18 protein-coding genes and 2 tRNA genes are annotated in these 17,566 nt (G+C 63.9%); 11 read left to right on the top strand and 9 right to left on the bottom strand.

Annotation, left to right across the window (positions count from 1 at the left end; genetic code table 11):
* Nucleotides 1-104 precede the first annotated feature (104 nt).
* Complete coding sequence (locus CSAL_RS10785; RefSeq protein ID WP_011507416.1) at nt 105-494, bottom strand: gamma-glutamylcyclotransferase family protein; 390 nt, start codon at nt 492-494, stop codon at nt 105-107.
* Between the two features lie 29 nt (nt 495-523).
* The gene (gene thiI / locus CSAL_RS10780) at nt 524-2,023 is read right to left on the bottom strand and encodes a tRNA uracil 4-sulfurtransferase ThiI (RefSeq protein WP_244846336.1); all 1,500 of its coding nucleotides are present in this window, start codon (nt 2,021-2,023) and stop codon (nt 524-526) included.
* A gap of 76 nt (nt 2,024-2,099) precedes the next feature.
* Between thiI and CSAL_RS17590 the strand changes: the two genes are divergently transcribed.
* The 5 genes from CSAL_RS17590 to dcd all read left to right on the top strand — a co-directional run bounded on the left by CSAL_RS17590 (nt 2,100) and on the right by dcd (nt 5,129).
* A complete protein-coding gene (locus CSAL_RS17590) occupies nt 2,100-2,276 on the top strand; it encodes a hypothetical protein (RefSeq protein ID WP_156961514.1) in 177 nt (58 codons plus the stop codon).
* Complete coding sequence (locus tag CSAL_RS10775; RefSeq protein ID WP_011507414.1) at nt 2,249-2,959, top strand: DUF3581 family protein; 711 nt, start codon at nt 2,249-2,251, stop codon at nt 2,957-2,959. The genes CSAL_RS17590 and CSAL_RS10775 overlap by 28 nt, the downstream gene beginning before the upstream one ends.
* A 141-nt stretch (nt 2,960-3,100) precedes the next feature.
* The gene (locus CSAL_RS10770) at nt 3,101-3,517 is read left to right on the top strand and encodes a tellurite resistance TerB family protein (protein WP_035412383.1); all 417 of its coding nucleotides are present in this window, start codon (nt 3,101-3,103) and stop codon (nt 3,515-3,517) included.
* Between the two features lie 128 nt (nt 3,518-3,645).
* Nucleotides 3,646-4,446 (top strand): iron-sulfur cluster carrier protein ApbC, encoded by an 801-nt coding sequence (gene apbC / locus CSAL_RS10765; RefSeq protein WP_181949999.1) that lies wholly within the window; start codon nt 3,646-3,648, stop codon nt 4,444-4,446.
* A gap of 116 nt (nt 4,447-4,562) precedes the next feature.
* A complete protein-coding gene (dcd, locus tag CSAL_RS10760) occupies nt 4,563-5,129 on the top strand; it encodes a dCTP deaminase (RefSeq protein ID WP_011507411.1) in 567 nt (188 codons plus the stop codon).
* A 102-nt stretch (nt 5,130-5,231) separates the two neighbouring features.
* On the opposite strand, the gene purN is transcribed toward dcd, so the two are convergent.
* Entirely contained in the window at nt 5,232-5,981 is a 750-nt protein-coding gene (purN, locus tag CSAL_RS10755) for a phosphoribosylglycinamide formyltransferase (protein WP_011507410.1), read from the bottom strand.
* On the bottom strand, nt 5,981-7,057 hold the full coding sequence (gene purM, locus CSAL_RS10750) for a phosphoribosylformylglycinamidine cyclo-ligase (protein ID WP_011507409.1): 1,077 nt from the start codon (nt 7,055-7,057) through the stop codon (nt 5,981-5,983). The genes purN and purM overlap by 1 nt, the downstream gene beginning before the upstream one ends.
* A gap of 181 nt (nt 7,058-7,238) precedes the next feature.
* On the opposite strand from purM, the gene CSAL_RS10745 reads away from it, so the two are divergent.
* Nucleotides 7,239-8,330 (top strand): AI-2E family transporter, encoded by a 1,092-nt coding sequence (locus CSAL_RS10745; RefSeq protein WP_011507408.1) that lies wholly within the window; start codon nt 7,239-7,241, stop codon nt 8,328-8,330.
* Nucleotides 8,327-9,025: a DnaA regulatory inactivator Hda gene (hda, locus tag CSAL_RS10740; RefSeq protein ID WP_011507407.1), complete on the top strand. Its 699-nt coding sequence runs from the start codon at nt 8,327-8,329 to the stop codon at nt 9,023-9,025. Before CSAL_RS10745 ends, hda begins: the two co-directional genes overlap by 4 nt.
* A gap of 9 nt (nt 9,026-9,034) precedes the next feature.
* On the opposite strand, the gene CSAL_RS10735 is transcribed toward hda, so the two are convergent.
* Nucleotides 9,035-9,460 carry a secondary thiamine-phosphate synthase enzyme YjbQ gene (locus tag CSAL_RS10735; RefSeq protein ID WP_011507406.1) on the bottom strand — a complete coding sequence of 142 codons (426 nt, stop codon included), beginning with the start codon at nt 9,458-9,460 and terminating at the stop codon, nt 9,035-9,037.
* 181 nt (nt 9,461-9,641) lie between these two features.
* Between CSAL_RS10735 and CSAL_RS10730 the strand changes: the two genes are divergently transcribed.
* Entirely contained in the window at nt 9,642-11,021 is a 1,380-nt protein-coding gene (locus CSAL_RS10730; RefSeq protein ID WP_011507405.1) for a class II fumarate hydratase, read from the top strand.
* A gap of 100 nt (nt 11,022-11,121) precedes the next feature.
* Here the strand turns inward: CSAL_RS10730 and CSAL_RS10725 are convergent, their stop codons facing one another.
* The 3 genes from CSAL_RS10725 to CSAL_RS10715 all read right to left on the bottom strand — a co-directional run bounded on the left by CSAL_RS10725 (nt 11,122) and on the right by CSAL_RS10715 (nt 14,785).
* Complete coding sequence (locus CSAL_RS10725; RefSeq protein ID WP_011507404.1) at nt 11,122-12,225, bottom strand: endonuclease/exonuclease/phosphatase family protein; 1,104 nt, start codon at nt 12,223-12,225, stop codon at nt 11,122-11,124.
* A gap of 122 nt (nt 12,226-12,347) precedes the next feature.
* On the bottom strand, nt 12,348-13,853 hold the full coding sequence (gene glpD, locus CSAL_RS10720) for a glycerol-3-phosphate dehydrogenase (RefSeq protein WP_011507403.1): 1,506 nt from the start codon (nt 13,851-13,853) through the stop codon (nt 12,348-12,350).
* Nucleotides 13,854-14,014: 161 nt separating this feature from the next.
* The gene (locus CSAL_RS10715; protein ID WP_011507402.1) at nt 14,015-14,785 is read right to left on the bottom strand and encodes a DeoR/GlpR family transcriptional regulator; all 771 of its coding nucleotides are present in this window, start codon (nt 14,783-14,785) and stop codon (nt 14,015-14,017) included.
* Between the two features lie 209 nt (nt 14,786-14,994).
* Here CSAL_RS10715 and glpK point away from each other — a divergent pair, with 209 nt between their 5' ends.
* The 3 genes from glpK (at nt 14,995) to CSAL_RS10700 (ending at nt 16,969) form a co-directional block, all read left to right on the top strand.
* Nucleotides 14,995-16,500 carry a glycerol kinase GlpK gene (gene glpK, locus CSAL_RS10710; RefSeq protein WP_011507401.1) on the top strand — a complete coding sequence of 502 codons (1,506 nt, stop codon included), beginning with the start codon at nt 14,995-14,997 and terminating at the stop codon, nt 16,498-16,500.
* Nucleotides 16,501-16,754: 254 nt separating this feature from the next.
* A tRNA-Val gene (locus tag CSAL_RS10705) sits at nt 16,755-16,831 on the top strand.
* Nucleotides 16,832-16,892: 61 nt separating this feature from the next.
* Nucleotides 16,893-16,969: transfer RNA gene (locus CSAL_RS10700), tRNA-Val, on the top strand.
* A gap of 44 nt (nt 16,970-17,013) precedes the next feature.
* Here CSAL_RS10700 and msrC read toward each other — a convergent pair.
* Nucleotides 17,014-17,481: a free L-methionine (R)-S-oxide reductase MsrC gene (msrC, locus tag CSAL_RS10695; protein WP_011507400.1), complete on the bottom strand. Its 468-nt coding sequence runs from the start codon at nt 17,479-17,481 to the stop codon at nt 17,014-17,016.
* Nucleotides 17,482-17,566: the final 85 nt, after the last annotated feature.

Raw genomic sequence — 17,566 nt, 5'->3', positions numbered from 1 at the left:
GAACAAGAAAAGGTGTCTCGAACGACATCGACGAAAAGGCGATTGTAGCCCGCTTGGCGCTTGGCTGCATCCGTGGCGCCACGCGACGCCCGGGTGGCGCGTGCTCAGTTCGCCGGCCAGCCGCCTTGACGTATGGCCGGGCGGCCGGCGACGCCGGGGTTGTAGAGATATAGCCAGGCGGGGCCGAATGTCGTGGCATGCACGCTGCGGTCATAGGTGCCCCGGGACGGGGCGCGCACGCGGTAATCTTCCAGCCGGTCGAGCGCTGCCAGGCCGCTGGCATTGACCCGGTAGACCTCCACCTCGATGCCGCGCGACGGCTCTTGCTTGGCACCGGGGCAATGGCCCAGGTCGTAGAGGGTGATATGGGTCAGGGTGTCGCGGCCGAGGTACTCGGCGTCCTGCAGCCAGTGATGATTGTGCAGACCACGCTTGAGCGTGCCATAAACGGCGACCAGCGGTGTGCGGCGAATGGCGAGAACGGGTGAATGCATGGCGACCTTGCGTTGACGGCGACGCGGGTTCAGCGCTCGGCGTGAGCGTCGTCCCGATAGACGAGGAAGTTGTCGAGGCCCTGGTCGGCGAGCCGAAGCGCCTGCATCTTGCTCATCACGCCCTGGGCGCAATAGAGCGCGTAGCGTTGCCGGCCTGAAAGCTGCGCGGCGCGTGCGGCGAGTTCGTAAAACGGAATCGCCAGCGGCTCGCCATGCGGCAGCTTCAGCGGTGCGGCATCGCGTTCATCGGGGTGGCGAATGTCGATCACCGTGACGTCCTCGGCTGCGCGCAGTGCGTCGGCGGAGGCGATCACGGGAACATCCAGCGGACGTGACGGCGGTGCATCGAGGAGGCGATCCACCCGGGTGCGACTCGCGGCCTCCAGGGCGGCATCGAGGACGCTCATGTCGAAATCGGCCTCGGCGGCCTCGATCTGGGCGAGCTTGGGGCGCGTGTTGGGGCGCCGTGAAATCGTGCCGCAATATTCCGGCAGGCGTTCGGCATGCTCGGCCGTGCCGATGCGCTGAGCATCCTCGATGATGCGCTGCTTGTCATCGGCGATGAGCGGACGCAGCACGGGGCGCTCGCTGACGCGATCGATCAGCCCCAGGTTGGTGACGCTCTGGCTGGAGACCTGGGCCAGGGCATCCCCGGTGATCAGGGCGGGAATGCGTGCCCGCGCCGCAACGCGATTGGCGGCGCGCAGCATCATCCGCTTGAGCACGACCCCCGCCAGGCCGGCAGGCACGCGTCGCTGGATCTCGTCGAGCACCTCCTCGAACGGCACGCTGATGAAATGCACGCGATGAGAGGCGCTATAGCCTTGCCACACGCGATGGACGACCTCGCGTACGGTGCGTTCATGCGCGGCCCCGCCGAGATTGAAGAACAGGTAGTGGGTCTTGAGGCCACGGCGGATCATGCGCCAGGCGGCTACCGGGGAATCGTAGCCGCCCGAGATGAGCGCCAGCGCCTGACCCTGGGTACCCAGCGGATAGCCGCCCAGGCCGGGAAGGCGCCGTGTGACCAGGCGCAGATGCTGGTCCTGCAGTTCGAGAGTGACATCCACGTCGGGCTGCGTGAGATCCACCTTGGCCTGCGGAGCGGCGGCAAGAAGGGCGCCTCCCAGGTAACGCTCGAGCTCCGCCGAGGTGAAGTCATGTTGTCCTCGGCGCTTGACGCTGACCCGAAAGCGCTGGCCTGCCAGTGCCTCCTGCCATAACGCCGCCAGGTGTGCGGCGGTGTCATCGAAAGAGGTGAACGTATAGGCCTCGATCACCAGCGTCTCGTGAATGCCGGAGGTGCGGGACAAGACGCCTTCCACCCGTTCGCGGGTCGTCTCGTCGATGGGGCGGCGAATGCGTACCTCCAGCGCATCCCAGCAGTCGGCGATGCGTACATCGGGCACCAGGGGCGCAAGGCTGTTGCGCAGGTTGGTGCGCAGGCAGCGGACCATCTCCTTGCGCACGGGCCTTGACTTGATGGTGATCTCGGGGAACAGCTTGACGCGATACCGCATGTGATTCATGTCGACTGACGATGGGCGCGCCATGGTAGCAAGGTGCCGGAGGGCTCGCCAGTTGTCCCCGGAGGCGCAGGGGGCCGTGACGATCATGCTCGATGTTACCGACCGGTGGCGCTATGTTGAGAAATGTGTGCTGTCGCCACGCCCGAGCGCACATGAATTTGATACCATCGACACGTTCGTGATCCGCGCCGTGGTGGGCGCTTCTTTATGGGCAGGGATAAGCGCATGTTTCTCGACGATTTTCACACCGTGACCGATGACCGGCTATGCATCACCGCCGAGCAGGCGAGCCGCTTCGCCAAGTGTATCGCTGGCGATTACAATCCCATTCACGACCCGGACGCGCGCCGGTTCTGCGTGCCGGGCGATTTGCTGTTCGCGCTGGTGATGGCGCGCTTCGGCCTGGCGCAGCGAATGACCTTCCATTTCAAGGGCATGGTCGGCGACAGCGTGCCGTTGTGCTTCGCGCAGCACGGCGATACGGTCAGCGTGACCGATCACCACGGCAAGGTGTACCTGGAGGTCGAGCGCGGGGGCGACATTACCCACGACGCAGGTGTCATCGAAGCCTTCACGCGTCGCTATGTGGCCTTTTCGGGGCGCAACTTCCCGCATTATCTCAAGCCGCTGATGGAAGAGCAGGGCGTGATGTTCAACCCCCAGCGTCCCCTGGTGATATACGACAGCATGGGCTTCTCGTTGTCGCGCCTGGATGTCGCCGAGGCGGGCGTTGCCTTCACGGGGGCGACGCTGGATGTCACCGGCAAGCGTGGCGATGCCTTGCTGCAATTCCAGATGACCGATGCCGATACCGTCATCGGGCATGGCTCCAAGAAGCTGGTGGTCAGCGGGTTGCGCGAGTACGACCCGCCGGTCATGGATGCCTTCGTCGAGCAGTTCATGAGCCTCAAGGCGCACTCCGCGACGACCGGCTGAGGGCCGCTGCATTCGCCCCGCGGTCTCTGCCTCGATTCAAGGATGCAACCCTCGTGCGTCTGGCCTGTCACATGTCATGTCATCCCCAAGTCACAGGAGCGAGCCTTGAGTCTCGAAGGTATTCAGCAATTCTTTCAACGCATGCTGGACGCGCCGCAGTCGTCCCGGCGTCAGGTCACGCTGGAGCTGGCGGTGGCGGCGCTGTTGTGTGAAATCATGCGTGCCGATTTCGAACATGATCCACGCGAGAAGGCGCTATTGCGCGAGCTTCTGACCGCGCGCTTGCGCGTCAGCGCCGAGGAAGTCGAGGAGCTGATGGCGCTGGCCGAGGCGGAGGTCGAGCAGGCCGTCGACCATTACGAGTTCGTCAGGTTGATTCGCGACCATTACGACTACGAGGACCGCGTGGCCCTGGTCGCGCAAATGTGGCAACTGGCCTTTGCCGACGGCGAGCTCGATGCCCTGGAGGAGCACCGCATCCGGCGCCTTGCGGATCTGCTTTACGTCAGTCACGGCGATTTCATTCGCACCAAGCTCGAGGTGATGCCCGACGGTTGATGCGTCGCTCAAAAAGTTGACTGAAACGCTTGGGTAAGTGCCCTCGCCGGACGTTATACTGGCGGCAGATGGCGTCGCGTTACGGCGCCAGGCAGACAAGGCATACCGTTGAAAGGAGAGTTGCTGTGATCGAGGGCGTGAAGCATATCGTCGCCGTGGCATCGGGCAAGGGGGGCGTCGGCAAGTCCACCGTGACCGTCAACCTGGCCCTGGCGATGGCGGCCGAGGGGTACCGGGTGGGGTTGCTCGATGCCGATATCTACGGCCCCAGCCAGGCCCAGATGCTGGGCATCGCCCCGGGGGTGCGTCCGCAGCCGGCGGGTGAAAACGCCTTCGCGCCGCTCGAGGCGCACGGTCTGCAGGCCATGTCCATGGCGTTCATGGTGGATATCGACGAGCCCATGGTCTGGCGTGGCCCGATGGTGGCCGGTGCTTTCCAGCAACTGCTCAATCAGACCGACTGGAAGGACCTCGACTACCTCTTCATAGACATGCCGCCCGGCACGGGGGATGTGCAATTGACGCTGGCGCAGAAGGTGCCGGTCAGCGGGGCGGTGATCGTGACCACGCCGCAGGACATCGCGCTGCTGGATGCCAAGAAGGGCATCGAGATGTTTCGCAAGGTCAATGTGCCGGTGCTGGGCGTGGTCGAGAACATGAGCCTGCACGTCTGCTCGCAGTGCGGCCACCAGGAGCCGATCTTCGGCAGTGGCGGCGGCGAACGAATCGCCGAACGTTATCAGACGAAACTGCTGGGCCAGCTCCCCCTGGACGGCACGATCCGCGAACAGGTCGACGGCGGGAAGCCCAGCGTCATCGCCGACCCCGAGGGCAGCGTGGCGCAGACGTTTCGTCAGGTGGCGCGTGCCGTCGCCGAAGGCATCGACGCCCAGGCCGATGAGTCGCCGACGATCAGCTTCGGCGAATGATGTGATGAGCGCCGCGTTGGCGTGATGCGACAGGGCCGTTATCATAACGGCCCTTCGTGTTGGCGGTTACGCGCCGACTCCACCGCGTCAGCGCACGCACCGAGCAGGAAATTTCAATGAGCATCAAATCCGATAAATGGATTCGGCGCATGGCCGAGCGTGAGGGCATGATCGAGCCGTTCGAAGAGGATCAGGTCCGCTACGTGAACGAGCGGCGGGTGATCTCCTACGGGACGTCCAGCTATGGCTACGACGTGCGCTGTGCCGATGAATTCAAGGTGTTCACCAACATTCATTCGGCGGTGGTCGACCCCAAGGGCTTCGACGAGAAGAGCTTCGTCGACGTCAAGGGCGATGTCTGCGTGATTCCGCCCAACTCGTTCGCCCTGGCGCGCACCGTGGAGTATTTCCGTATTCCGCGCAGCGTCCTGACGATCTGCCTGGGCAAGTCCACCTATGCGCGTTGCGGCATCATCGTCAACGTCACTCCGCTGGAGCCGGAGTGGGAAGGGCATGTGACCCTGGAATTCTCCAACACCACCAACCTGCCCGCACGCATCTATGCCAACGAAGGCGTGGCACAGATGCTGTTCCTGGAATCCGATGAAGTCTGCGACGTTTCCTACAAGGATCGCGGCGGCAAATACATGGGCCAGCGTGGCGTGACCCTGCCACGTACTTGATCGGAAGCGTATCCGTCGGGGCTGTCCAGGCCTCTGACGCAGGAAGAAAAACGCCCCACGGCCAGCGGCCGTGGGGCGTTTTGCAGTGGTCTCCGCAAGCGTTTACGCGTCGATATCCTCGTCGAGCTCTTCCGCGGCATCCTCGTGCGACATCCGCAGTCCGGTGGGCGGCAGCGGCATGTTGTCGAACAGGGCGCCCTCGGCGCCGAGCCGCAGGCGGCCTTCGAGGAACCAGCGCGCGGCGATGGGATAGATCAGGTGCTCGCGGGCCTGGACCTTCTCGACCAACGTCTCCAGGGACTGGTTCTCCCCGACCTTGACCACGGCCTGCATCACGACCGGGCCGCCGTCGAGTTCCTCGGTGACGAAATGCACGCTGGCGCCATGTTCGGCGACGCCATCGTCAAGCGCTCGCTGATGCGTGTGCAGCCCCTGATACGCGGGGAGCAGCGAGGGGTGGATGTTGAGCACGCGACCGGCATAGCGGTGGACGAACATCGGGGTGAGAATGCGCATGAAGCCGGCCAGGACGATCAAGTCGGGCGCATGGCGATCGATGACCTTGATCAGCGCTCGGTCGTAGGCCTCGCGGTCGTCGTATTCCTGATGGGGCAACACCACGGCGTCGATGCCGGCTTCCTTGGCGCGCACCAGGCCGTAGGCGTCGCCGCGATTGGAGATCACGGCAACGATCTCGCCGCCCAGCTCATCGTGTCGTTGCGCATCGATCAGGGCCTGAAGGTTGCTGCCGTTGCCTGAAATCAGCACCACGACGCGACGCTTGTCCACCGGTTCGGGGGTGAAGCCGTTGGTGTCGGCTTCGGCGTTATCGGCGTGAGGCATGTCGTTCATCAGCGGACGTTCTCCAATCGGACTTGTTCTTCCTCGTCCTGGCGCGGGACGATCTCGCCGAGACGATGCACCGTTTCGCCGGCCGCTTCGAGCGCGGCCTGGGCGCGTTCGGCCTGAGCGGCGGGGACGACGACGACCATGCCGATACCGCAATTGAGCACGCGATGCATTTCGTGTTCGTCGACGTTGCCTTCGCGCTGCAGCCAGTCGAAGACCGCAGGGCGCGTCCAGCTCGCCGCATCGATGCGCGCCGCGAGCGTATCGGGCAGCACGCGGGGCACGTTCTCGAGCAGACCCCCGCCGGTGATGTGGGAGAGCGCGTGGACGGTCACGTCGCTTTCCTTGATCAGCGACAGCAGCGACTTCACGTAAATGCGGGTCGGCGCGAGCAGGGCGTCGCGCAGGGGAATGCCGTCGATCTCCTGCTCGAGGTCGGCCTGGCCCCGCTCGATGATCTTGCGGATCAGCGAGTAGCCGTTGGAATGCGGGCCGGAAGACGCCAGGCCCAACAGCACGTCGCCCTCGGCGACGCGGCTGCCATCGAGAATCTCGGACTTCTCGACCACGCCGACACAGAAGCCGGCCAGATCGTAATCGCTGCCCGCGTACATGCCGGGCATTTCCGCGGTCTCGCCGCCGATCAGCGCGCATCCGGCCTGGGCGCAACCTTCGCCGATGCCGGTGACGACGTCGGCGGCGATATCGACATCCAGCTTGCCGGTGGCATAGTAGTCGAGGAAGAACAAGGGTTCGGCGCCGGCGACGACCAGGTCGTTGACGCACATGGCCACCAGATCGATGCCGATGGTGTCATGGCGTGCGAGGTCCATGGCCAGACGAAGCTTGGTGCCGACGCCGTCGGTGCCGGAGACCAGCACCGGCTCGCGATAACCGGTGGGCAATTGGCACAGCGCGCCGAAGCCTCCCAGGCCGCCCATCACTTCGGGGCGGGAGGTACGCTTGGCGACGCCCTTGATGCGTTCGACGAGCGCGTTGCCGGCGTCGATGTCCACGCCAGCATCCTTGTAGCTGAGCGATGCGCGGGAAGAGGAGGGCGTGTCCGAACTGCGAGTCATGGGCATTCCTGTCAACAGTGAGCCGGTCGCGGAGGCGACCGAGCGAAGCCGATGGCGCCGCCTGGCGCCCGAGGCCAGAGCGGAATAAGGGAAGCCCGCATTGTAGCATTGCCCCACGGGAGGCGCATCGCCCACCGGGGCGTGTAGAATCGGTATCAATGAAATCGGAGATGGCATCGTAATGACACGCATACAATGGTGGGGACTGCTGGGCGCGGCGGGGCTGGTTTGGCTGCTCGTCCTGCTGGAGCCGATTTTGATGCCGTTTTTCGTGGGCATGATACTGGCCTACCTGGGCGATCCGGTGACCGACTGGCTGGAGGCGCGCGGTCTTTCCCGGCGTCTGTCGGTGAGCGTGGTGTTTCTGGTCCTGGCGTTGAATATCGTCCTGGCGTGCCTGGTCTTGATTCCTTTGCTCGGGCGCCAGTTGGCGCAGTTGGCCGAATCGTTCCCGGCCATCTTCAATTGGGTGCAGACCACGGTGCTGCCGGAAGTCCAGTCGCTGACCGGCGTCGATCTCAGCGCCGACTTCGATCAGCTGCGCAGCACCTTGATGGACAACTGGCGGGAAACCGGTACCGTGGCGGCGGCCGTTCTGGCGCAGGCATCCAAGTCGGGCATGGCAGTGGCGGTCTGGCTGGGCAACCTGGCGTTGATTCCCGTCACGACCTTTTATTTCCTGCTCGACTGGGATCGGCTCAAGGCGCGTCTGCGTGATCTGATGCCGCGTCATGTCGAGCCGACGATCACGCGCCTGGGGCGTGAGTGCGACGAGGTGCTGTCGGCCTTCCTGCGCGGACAGCTGCTGGTGATGCTCAGTCTGGCGGTGATCTACGCCGTGGGCTTGAGCCTGCTCGGCCTGCGTTTCGGGTTGTTGATCGGATTGGTGGCGGGGCTGGCCAGTATCGTGCCGTATCTCGGCGTGATCGTGGGGATCAGCATCGCCGCGCTGGTGGCATTCTTCCAGTTCGGTGAATGGCTGCCGCTGCTGGGCGTCGCCCTCGTGTTCGGCGTCGGTCAGGTCGTCGAAAGCACATTGCTTCAGCCGGTCCTGCTGGGAGACAAGATCGGTCTGCATCCGATTGCGGTCATCTTCGCGGTCCTGGCGGGCGGGCAGCTGTTCGGATTCACCGGCATCCTGTTGGCATTGCCGGTCGCCGCCATCGTCATGGTAGTATTGCGCTACCTTCATGAGCGCTATAAAAACAGTCGCTTATACGATAATTCCCGCCACGCTGGCGCCTCGAACGGAGGCGATGAGGAAACGTCATGACCGGGCCCGCGCAGCTGCCACTGGGAGTGGGGCTGAGTGACGACGCAACGTTTGCCAATTTTCACTCGCGTGGCAATGCGCCATTGCTCGAACGCTTGCGCGGTCAGCTCGACGTGGACGGCGAGCCGTTTCTCTTCTTGTGGGGCGCGCTGGGCAGCGGACGCAGCCATCTGCTGCAGGCGGCGTGTCACGAAGCCGGCGATCGCGGCGACCGCGCGCTGTACCTGCCTCTGCACGACCTCGGTCATTTCCCGCCCCACATGCTGGAAGATCTCGAGCGCCTCGACCTGGTGGCGATCGACGATCTGAGTGCGGTGCTGGGCCGCAAGCGCTGGGAAGAAGGGCTTTTTCACTTCTTCAATCGCATGCGCGATGCCGACAAGCGTCTGGTGATCGCTGCCGATGCCGCGCCACGCCAGCTCTCCACCGTACTGCCCGATCTCGCCTCGCGCCTGACCTGGGGCGTGACCTTTCACGTCGCCCCGCTGGACGATGCGGGGCGGTTCGAGGCCCTGCAGCTGCGCGCGCGAGTGCGTGGCATGCAGCTGCCCGACGAAGTGGCGCGCTACATCCTGCATCGTGGGCCGCGCCAGTTGCCGGCGTTGTTCGATGCCCTGGCGCGGCTCGATCGTGCCTCTCTCTCCGCTCAGCGCAAGTTGACCATTCCCTTCGTCAAGCAGGCGCTGGGCTGGTAGCGCGACGGTTCATGCGTCGTCGCCGTTGAGCGTGGCAAGGAGTCGGCGTGCGCCACCCTGCCGACGGTGCTCGCCCAGCCAGATGCCCTGCCAGGTGCCCGTGGCCAATCGGCCATTGTCGACGGCGAGCGTGACTTGCGTGCCGAAGAGACTGGCCAGCACATGTGCCGGCATGTCGTCCGGTCCCTCCAGCGTGTGCTGCATGCCGTCGATGCCCTGGGGAGCGAGCCGTTCGGCGTAGAGTGCCATGTCGTGACGCACGTCGGGATCGGCGTTTTCGTTGAGGGTCAGCGAGGCGGAGGTATGCAGCAACTGCAGGTGGAGCAGGCCGAGACGCACGTCGGCGAGCACCGGCAGTTGCTCGAGGATCTCGTCGGTGACGAGGTGAAAGCCTTGCCGACGGGGACGCAGGGTCAGCGTGGTGCGGTGCCACATGTTCATTCCTCCCGATGCGTGGTGGTCGGCGCCTTGAAAGGCGCCCTGGGCAGCACAATCCTATATCGACAGTCACCGGGCGTGCGTGCCTCGGCGTGTCTATCGTCATGATCGCCGACATCGATTGGCATCGCCATGATGCGGCCCGCACACTGGTGACCTCAACCGAGAGGAGGCTGTCATGAGCGAGACGCGCATCGAACGCGATAGCATGGGGGAGCTCGAGGTTCCCGCCGACGCGCTGTATGGCGCACAGACGCAACGTGCCATCAACAATTTTCCCATCAGCGGCCAGGCGATGCCGGCTGAGTTCATCCAGGCCGTGGCGCGGATCAAGCTGGCGGCAGCGCAGGTCAATCGCGATCTCGGCCTGCTCGATGACGAGCGTGCCGAGGCGATCGCCGCCGCTGCCCAGCGTCTCGTCGATGGCGAGCATGCCGACCAGTTTCCGATCGATGTGTTCCAGACCGGGTCGGGCACCTCGACCAACATGAACGTCAACGAGGTGATCGCGCACCTGGCGGCTCGGGCGGGCACCGAGGTGGGACCCAACGATCATGTCAACATGGGGCAGTCGAGCAACGACGTGATTCCCACGGCGCTGCACTTGTCGGCGGCGCTGGCGGTCGAACACGACCTGCTGCCTGCATTGCGCCATCTGCAGTCGGCCATCGATGCCAAGGCGCGCGACGTCGACGATGTCGTCAAGACCGGGCGCACCCACCTGATGGATGCCATGCCCGTCCGCATGAGCCAGGAACTGGGCGGGTGGTCCAATCAGATTGCCCAGGCCATCGAGCGGCTGGAAGGCACGCAGTCGCGTCTGGCGCGTCTGGCGCTCGGGGGCACGGCCGTGGGCACGGGGATCAATGCCCACCCCGAATTCGCCGAACGCGTCGCCAAGGCGCTCAGCGAGCAGACGGGACTGCGTCTGCGCCCCAACGACAGCTTCTTCGCCAGCCTGGGCTCGCAGGATGCCGCCGTCGAACTCTCCGGGCAATTGCGGACCTACGCCTGCGCGGTGATGAAGATCAGCAACGACCTGCGCTGGATGAACTCCGGTCCCTTGGCCGGGCTGGGCGAGATCGAGCTCGAAGCGTTGCAGCCGGGCAGCTCGATCATGCCGGGCAAGGTCAATCCCGTGATTCCCGAGGCGGCCGCGCAGACGGCGGCCCAGGTGATCGGGCTGGATAGCGCGGTCACGGTCGCAGGCCAGAGTGGCAACTTTCAGCTCAACGTCATGCTGCCGTTGATCGCCAGCAACCTGTTGACTTCGGTGCGCTTGATGTCACGGGCCAGCACGCTGCTCGCCGATCGTGCCATTGCCACGTTCAACGTGCGTCGCGACAACATCGAGGCACCGCTGTCGCGCAACCCCATCCTGGTCACGGCACTCAACTCGGTGATCGGCTACAACGCGGCGGCGCAGGTTGCCAAGAAAGCCTATCAGGCAGGGCGGCCGATCATCGACGTGGCCGAGGAGGAAACCGACCTGTCGCGCGAGGAACTCGAACGCCTGCTCGACCCCGCGCAACTGACGCATGGCGGGATCCCCGGGTAAGGCAGGAGACAGCCGCCCTGGTGCCTGTCGTCGGCAGGCGCGTGGCGAGAAGCATCGGCATCGACATGGGCGCCCCCGGGGCGCCCATGTCGTGTGGACGTCAGTCGTCGTGCTTGACGGGCGCTTCGCCGCGTCGTTCGTGGGCTTCCTCGATGGTTTCCTCGGCATCCTGGCGTTCTTCGCGATCGGCCTCGGGACTGTCGTTTTCGTCGGCGCGTGCCGGGTGGTAGCGAAAGGTGGCGAGGATCGGGAAATGATCGGAGCCGAAGGCCGAGAGGCGCTGCAGGGCCACCAGGGTGAAATGTTCGCTGACGAAGACATGATCCAAGGGCCAGCGCAGCCATCGATACTCGGCATGAAAGGTGCTGTAGAGACCGCGACCCCGGCGTGGATCGAGCATTCCGCTGATGCGGCAGAACAGACGGGTGGTCTTCGACCATGCCACATCGTTGAGATCGCCGGCCACCAGAGTGGGGAGCCCCGAGTCGCGAATCGTCTGACCGACCAGCAAGAGTTCGGCATCCCGCCACAAGGATTCATCGCTTTCGCCGGGCGCAGGCGGCCTTGGGTGGACGGCGTGAAACCGCACACGGTCGCCGCTGGGAAGTTCGAACCAGCCGTGGATCGAGGGAATATCATCCTGGATCAGCCACTCGATCTGAGGGGCGTGTACCGGCAGGCGAGAATACAGGTGCATGCCGTAAAGATTGTCGAGCGGAATCCGGGTGGCATACGGATGACTCTCGTCGAGCGTCTCGTCGAGGCGCTCCTGCCACCAGGCATCCGATTCCAGGGTCAGCACGATATCCGGGTCGGTCTCGCGGATCTGGCGCATGAGGGATGCCGACTGGCGGTTGCTGGTGAGAACATTGGCGACCAGCAGCGAGAATTGCCGCGAGGCATCTTCGCCGTCGGCATCGACCACATGACACCTGGCGAGCGGTGTCCAGTGATAAATGCTGCCGCCTTGTACTCCTATGACGATGAGCGCGGCGACTGCACCGACCCATCCCCAGACGCCCCATGGCAGGGTGGTCAGCAGGGCGAGGAGCGTCACGGCGGCGAGAATCGCCAGTTGCATGCGGGGAAAGTCGAAACCGCGTACCCACCAGTAGCGCAGGTTCAGCCACGGAATCGCCGTCGCCGCGAAGAGCAGTAGTGCCAGCAGTGCCAGCGTCGTCTCGATGATCGTTGTAATGGTCATGGCCTCGTTCTCGACAGCACCAGCTCCCGATAGCGAGCGGTGCGTTACCGTCCCTGGTAGCGTGAGTCTTGAGCGTATCAGGCCAGGCGGCCGTTGGGCCAAGATTCTTGCTGCGTCGCGCCTCAGGCGGCGTGTTCCCGGCGGTGACGCTCGAGATAAGTGGTCAGCCGCTCCTGCTGCGCAGCGTCGAGGCGTAGACCGAGTTTGGTGCGCCGCCAGAGGATGTCGTCTGTCGAGCGGGCCCATTCGTCGCGGACCAGATAATCGACCTCGGCCTGCGTCAGCCCGGCGCCGAAGGTATCGCCCAATTGGGCTTCGTGGGTCGTGTCGTGCAGAAAGCGCAGGCAGAGCGAGCCATAGCTCGAAGCGAATCGTCGTGCACGTGCTTCGCCAAGGAATGGGTAATCACGCACGAGTTGCATGGCAAAGGCTTCACGCGAATCGATGTCGCCCCCCGGCAGGACGGCGCCGGCGGTCCAGGCCTCGCCGATATCCTGGAAGTACGGTGACAGTTGCTCCAGCGCGGCTTCGGCCAGTTTGCGATAGGTCGTGATCTTGCCGCCGAAGACGGAAAGCAGCGGGGCGTCGCGTGCGTCGAGATCGAGCGTGTAATCACGCGTCATCGCCGACGGGTCGGCGGACTCGTCATCGCACAATGGACGCACACCGGAAAAGGTGGCGATGACATCCTGGTGGGTAAGGGGATGCGTGAAGTGCTGGTTGACCACCTCGAGGAGATAGTCGATCTCCTGTCGGCTGGCGCTGACCTGGGCGGGGTCGCCCTGATAGCGTACGTCGGTGGTGCCGATCAGACTGTAGTCTTGCTGATAGGGTAGAACGAAGACGATGCGCCGGTCACGGTTCTGAAGAATGTAGGCGCGCTCGTCGCCATTGAGGCGCGGAACCACGATATGGCTGCCCTGAATCATGCGCACGCCGTAACGCGAATCGCGTTGCACGCCTTCGCGCACCACGTTCTCCACCCAGGGGCCGGCCGCGTTGACCAGAGCCCTGGCGTGGCGTGTCTGGCGTTTGCCGGTGGTGACGTCTTCCAGCGTGATATGCCAGATGCCATCTTCTGCCTTTGCGCCGATACAGCGGCTGCCGACTTGAATGTCGGCGCCTTTTTCGCGTGCCTGCATGGCATTGAGGATCACCAGTCGTGCGTCGTCGACCCAGCAGTCCGAATATTCGAAACCGCGCTTGATGCTCGGTTGCAACGGGCTGTCGGCGCCGAAACGAAGACTGCGTGATGCGGGCAGGTTGTCGCGCTGGCTAAGGTGATCGTAGAGAAACAGGCCCGCACGAATCATCCATGCCGGCCGCAGGTGCGGCTGATGCGGCAGGATGAAACGCAGCGGCCAGACGATGTGCGGCGCCTTGCGCAACAGAACTTCGCGTTCGTGCAGCGCCTCCCTGACCAGGCGAAACTCGCGGTGTTCGAGATAGCGAAGTCCGCCGTGGATCAGCTTGCTGCTCGCCGACGAGGTGGCGCTGGCCAGGTCACGCTGCTCGCTCAGGGCGACACGCAGGCCGCGACCGGCAGCATCGTTGGCGATACCGGTGCCATTGATGCCACCGCCGATGACGAAGAGATCGAGTATGTCCTGTCGGGGGCAGGCGTTCATGGCAGGCTCCGCAAGGTTGATGTCGCAGGTCGGTGATCGTCGATGACGACTGCAGTATTCGATTGTGAAAGTAGCGTAGTCGAAAACGAACATCAAGGGGCAATGCGAACATGACGCCACGAAGAGCGCCATGTTCGGAAAGCCGTATCAGGCAGGGAGTATCAGGAAGGGGTATCGGCCAGGTGGAGGGTCACGTCATGCTCGCGCAGCAGGCGCTGGATGCCTTCCGGGGGGTGGCGGTCCGTGAATAGCGCGTCGATTTGCGCAATGTTGCCCTGGCGGACCACGGCGTTGCGGTGGAACTTGGAGTGATCGGCGGTCAGGAACACCTGGCGCGAGTTGCGGATGATGGCTTGAGCGACACGCACCTCCTGATAGTCGAACTCGAGCAGTGAGCCATCGTCGTCGATGCCGCTGATGCCGATGATGCCGTAATCGACCTTGAACTGGTTGATGAAGTCGATCGTCGCCTCGCCGATGATGCCGCCATCTCGCGAGCGCACCTGTCCCCCGGCAATGATGACGTTGAAGTCTTCCTTGTGCTGCAGGATGGCCGCGACGTTGAGGTTGTTGGTGATGACCTCCAGCCCCTGGTGGCCGCGCAGGGCTTCGGCGACCATCTCGTTGCTGGTGCCGATGTTGATGAACAACGAGGCGCGGTCGGGAATCTGGGCAGCGACACATTCGGCAATGCGTTGCTTGGCATCGGCGTTGAGGGTCTTGCGTGTATGGTAGGCGGTGTTGACGGTGCTCGATTCCAGCCCTGCGCCGCCGTGCACGCGCTTGATGGCGCCTTCGTCCGCCAGTTGATTGAGGTCGCGGCGAATCGTCTGCGGGGTGACGGAAAAATGCCGTGTCAATTGCTCGATGGACGCGTATCCCTGGCGTTTGACGAGGGTGACGATGGCGTCATGGCGGTCTTGTTGTGTCATGCGGACTCCCGTCACAAAGGGCAGAAAGCAGCGGATGTGCGAAGCGCGTCGAAGCATGAGTCGAGAGCGTCGCAATGGTGCTGCAATGGGGTCGGATGAGTCATGTTAAACCATGGTCTAGTAGGGAAAAAGCCATTATAGATTGTTGTAAAGCGAAAATAGGCATAGGTTTTTCCGACAAAAACGAACTTCGATGAACAGGAATGGACATGCACTCCTATCTGCTTTCGATCGATCAAGGCACCACCAGTTCACGGGCGATTCTCTTCGACCGCCAGGGGCGAGTCGCGGGCGTGGCGCAGGAAGAATTCGCCCAGCATTTTCCCGCCAGCGGCTGGGTCGAGCACGACGCCGAGGATATCTGGCAGTCGGTACTGCGTACCTGCCGGCAGGTGATGGAGAGTACCGGGGCGTCGATCGAGGAAATCGCCGGCATCGGCATGACCAACCAGCGCGAAACCACCTTGCTGTGGGATCGGCGTACCGGGGAGCCCCTGCATCGCGCGATCGTCTGGCAGGATCGACGCACCGGCGCCTACTGCCAGTCGCTGATCGACGCCGGCCATGAGGCTTTCATCCAATCCCGCACGGGGCTGTTGATCGACCCCTACTTTTCGGCGACGAAGCTGCGCTGGTTGCTGGAGAACGTGCCCGGCGCACGCGAACGGGCCGAACGTGGCGAGCTGGCGTTCGGTACCGTCGATACCTTCCTGCTGTGGCGACTGACGGGTGGCCGCGAGCATGCCACCGATGCCACCAATGCCTCGCGTACCTGTCTGTTCAACATTCATACCCAGCAATGGGACGAGGCATTGTTGTCGCTGTTCGAGATTCCGGCCTCGTTGCTGCCGGAGGTCAAGGACTCGAGCGCCGACTTCGGGCGCGCCGAGCCGCACTGGCTGGGCGGTCCCTTGCCCATCGCCGGGATCGCCGGCGACCAGCAGGCGGCTCTGGTGGGGCAGACCTGCTTTGCACCGGGCATGGCCAAGAGCACCTATGGCACGGGGTGCTTCATGATCATCAATACCGGCGAGAAGGCGGAGGTGTCGCATAATCGTCTGCTGACGACCGTGGCATATCGGCTGAACGGCAAGACGACCTATGCCATGGAGGGCAGTATCTTCGTGGCCGGTGCTACCGTGCAGTGGTTGCGTGACGGGCTCAAGTTGTTCGCTGATGCCTCGGAGACCGAAGCCTTGGCACGTCAGACGCGGGCAGGGCACGGCGTCTATCTGGTGCCGGCCTTCACCGGGCTGGGGGCGCCGCATTGGGATCCGGGGGCGCGCGGTGCGATCTTCGGGTTGACGCGTGACACGGGGATCGCCGAGATCGTCGCGGCAGGGCTTCAGGCCGTGTGCTATCAGACGCGGGACCTGCAGGCCTGCATGGATGACGACATCGAAGCCAGCGCTGGCCGATTGCGAGTCGACGGTGGCATGGTCAGCAACAACTGGGTAATGCAGTTTCTCGCCGACATGCTGGGCGTGCCGGTCGACCGGCCGACGGTGCTCGAGACGACGGCGCTGGGCGCCGCCTATCTCGCCGGGCTGCAACTGGGATGGTATGCCGATCTCGATGAGATCGCCGGGCTATGGCGCTGCGAGCGCACCTTCGAGCCCAGCATGGAGGAGGCCGAGCGCGAACGTCTCTATCGTGGCTGGCTGGACGCCATCGAGAGGGTCAAGTGCTCCGCCGAGACACGTGGCCGAGCATGAAGCGGCATCGCGGCGCCGGCCTGATCGTGGCGGTCGGCATGATCGTGGCAATGTTCGATGGCAGACAACGGTCAAGCGTTTGAGCGTCGGCGATTTTTTGTCTTCGACGCTTGCATTTTCCGGTGATCTGCGTAGAATGCGCATCCGTTGCCAAGGCGAGCGTCGCCAGCGGCAAGCGCGACTCGATGAAAATGAACGAGTTGCGAGGCAAGGACGATGAAAGTCGAATGAAAGACCGACATCGTGCGAAAGATAGGACCGTAGCTCAGTTGGTTAGAGCGCCACGTTGACATCGTGGAGGTCAGCGGTTCAAATCCGCTCGGTCCTACCAAGCGTTGCAAGATGAAAGATTGCTCCACGCTTGCTTTCGACTGCCCGACAATCCGATTTGCAGGACCGTAGCTCAGTTGGTTAGAGCGCCACGTTGACATCGTGGAGGTCAGCGGTTCAAATCCGCTCGGTCCTACCAGTTTTAGCAAAAACCCCCGATGCCAGGCATCGGGGGTTTTTGCGTTATGCCTCCGGGGTCGGCAGATCGCTGGCGGCAACGAACACGTCGACCAGGCGCTCGATGCCGGCCTGGTCCGCGTCGCTGAAGCGCGCCGGCTGCGGGCTATCCAGATCCAGCACGCCCCAGAGCTCGGCGCCGCACTCGATGGGAACCACCAGTTCCGAACGCGAAGCGGCATCGCAGGCGATATGTCCCGGAAACGCGTGGACGTCCGCGACGCGCTGCGTGTGGCGGGACGTCGCGGCGGCGCCACACACGCCCTTGTCGAACGGGATGGGGTTGCAGGCCGGCAAGCCCTGGAAGGGGCCGAGGATCAGGGTGCCGGGCTGGCGTTGCAGGTAAAAGCCGGCCCAGTTGAGGTCGGGAATTTCGTGCATCAAGAAGGCACAGGTTTGCGCCGTGTTGGTCAGCCAGTCGCGAGTGTCCAGCAGCGTTTCGAGCTGGCGGGCGAGCAGGGCGTAGTCACTCATGGTGTCTCCGGAGCGAGGTTTGCGAGGGGTAACGAAACAGGCCGGCCTCGCGAGGCCGGCCTGTGAGTTGCGAGGACAGAGCGGA

The organism is Chromohalobacter israelensis DSM 3043, assembly GCF_000055785.1.
Taxonomy (GTDB): Bacteria; Pseudomonadota; Gammaproteobacteria; order Pseudomonadales; family Halomonadaceae; genus Chromohalobacter; species Chromohalobacter israelensis.
Note: the sequence above shows the minus strand (reverse complement) of the source record. Positions and strands in the feature narration are given on the sequence as shown.

Bases quoted from the DNA above. Each gene is read 5' to 3' on its own strand.
- CSAL_RS10785 (WP_011507416.1), bottom strand. From the start codon at position 494: ATGCATTCACCCGTTCTCGCCATTCGCCGCACACCGCTGGTCGCCGTT.
- thiI (WP_244846336.1), bottom strand. From the start codon at position 2,023: ATGAATCACATGCGGTATCGCGTCAAGCTGTTCCCCGAGATCACCATC.
- CSAL_RS10775 (WP_011507414.1), top strand. From the start codon at position 2,249: ATGTTTCTCGACGATTTTCACACCGTGACCGATGACCGGCTATGCATC.
- CSAL_RS10770 (WP_035412383.1), top strand. From the start codon at position 3,101: ATGCTGGACGCGCCGCAGTCGTCCCGGCGTCAGGTCACGCTGGAGCTG.
- dcd (WP_011507411.1), top strand. From the start codon at position 4,563: ATGAGCATCAAATCCGATAAATGGATTCGGCGCATGGCCGAGCGTGAG.
- purN (WP_011507410.1), bottom strand. From the start codon at position 5,981: ATGAACGACATGCCTCACGCCGATAACGCCGAAGCCGACACCAACGGC.
- purM (WP_011507409.1), bottom strand. From the start codon at position 7,057: ATGACTCGCAGTTCGGACACGCCCTCCTCTTCCCGCGCATCGCTCAGC.
- CSAL_RS10745 (WP_011507408.1), top strand. From the start codon at position 7,239: ATGACACGCATACAATGGTGGGGACTGCTGGGCGCGGCGGGGCTGGTT.
- hda (WP_011507407.1), top strand. From the start codon at position 8,327: ATGACCGGGCCCGCGCAGCTGCCACTGGGAGTGGGGCTGAGTGACGAC.
- CSAL_RS10735 (WP_011507406.1), bottom strand. From the start codon at position 9,460: ATGTGGCACCGCACCACGCTGACCCTGCGTCCCCGTCGGCAAGGCTTT.
- CSAL_RS10730 (WP_011507405.1), top strand. From the start codon at position 9,642: ATGAGCGAGACGCGCATCGAACGCGATAGCATGGGGGAGCTCGAGGTT.
- CSAL_RS10725 (WP_011507404.1), bottom strand. From the start codon at position 12,225: ATGACCATTACAACGATCATCGAGACGACGCTGGCACTGCTGGCACTA.
- glpD (WP_011507403.1), bottom strand. From the start codon at position 13,853: ATGAACGCCTGCCCCCGACAGGACATACTCGATCTCTTCGTCATCGGC.
- CSAL_RS10715 (WP_011507402.1), bottom strand. From the start codon at position 14,785: ATGACACAACAAGACCGCCATGACGCCATCGTCACCCTCGTCAAACGC.
- glpK (WP_011507401.1), top strand. From the start codon at position 14,995: ATGCACTCCTATCTGCTTTCGATCGATCAAGGCACCACCAGTTCACGG.
- msrC (WP_011507400.1), bottom strand. From the start codon at position 17,481: ATGAGTGACTACGCCCTGCTCGCCCGCCAGCTCGAAACGCTGCTGGAC.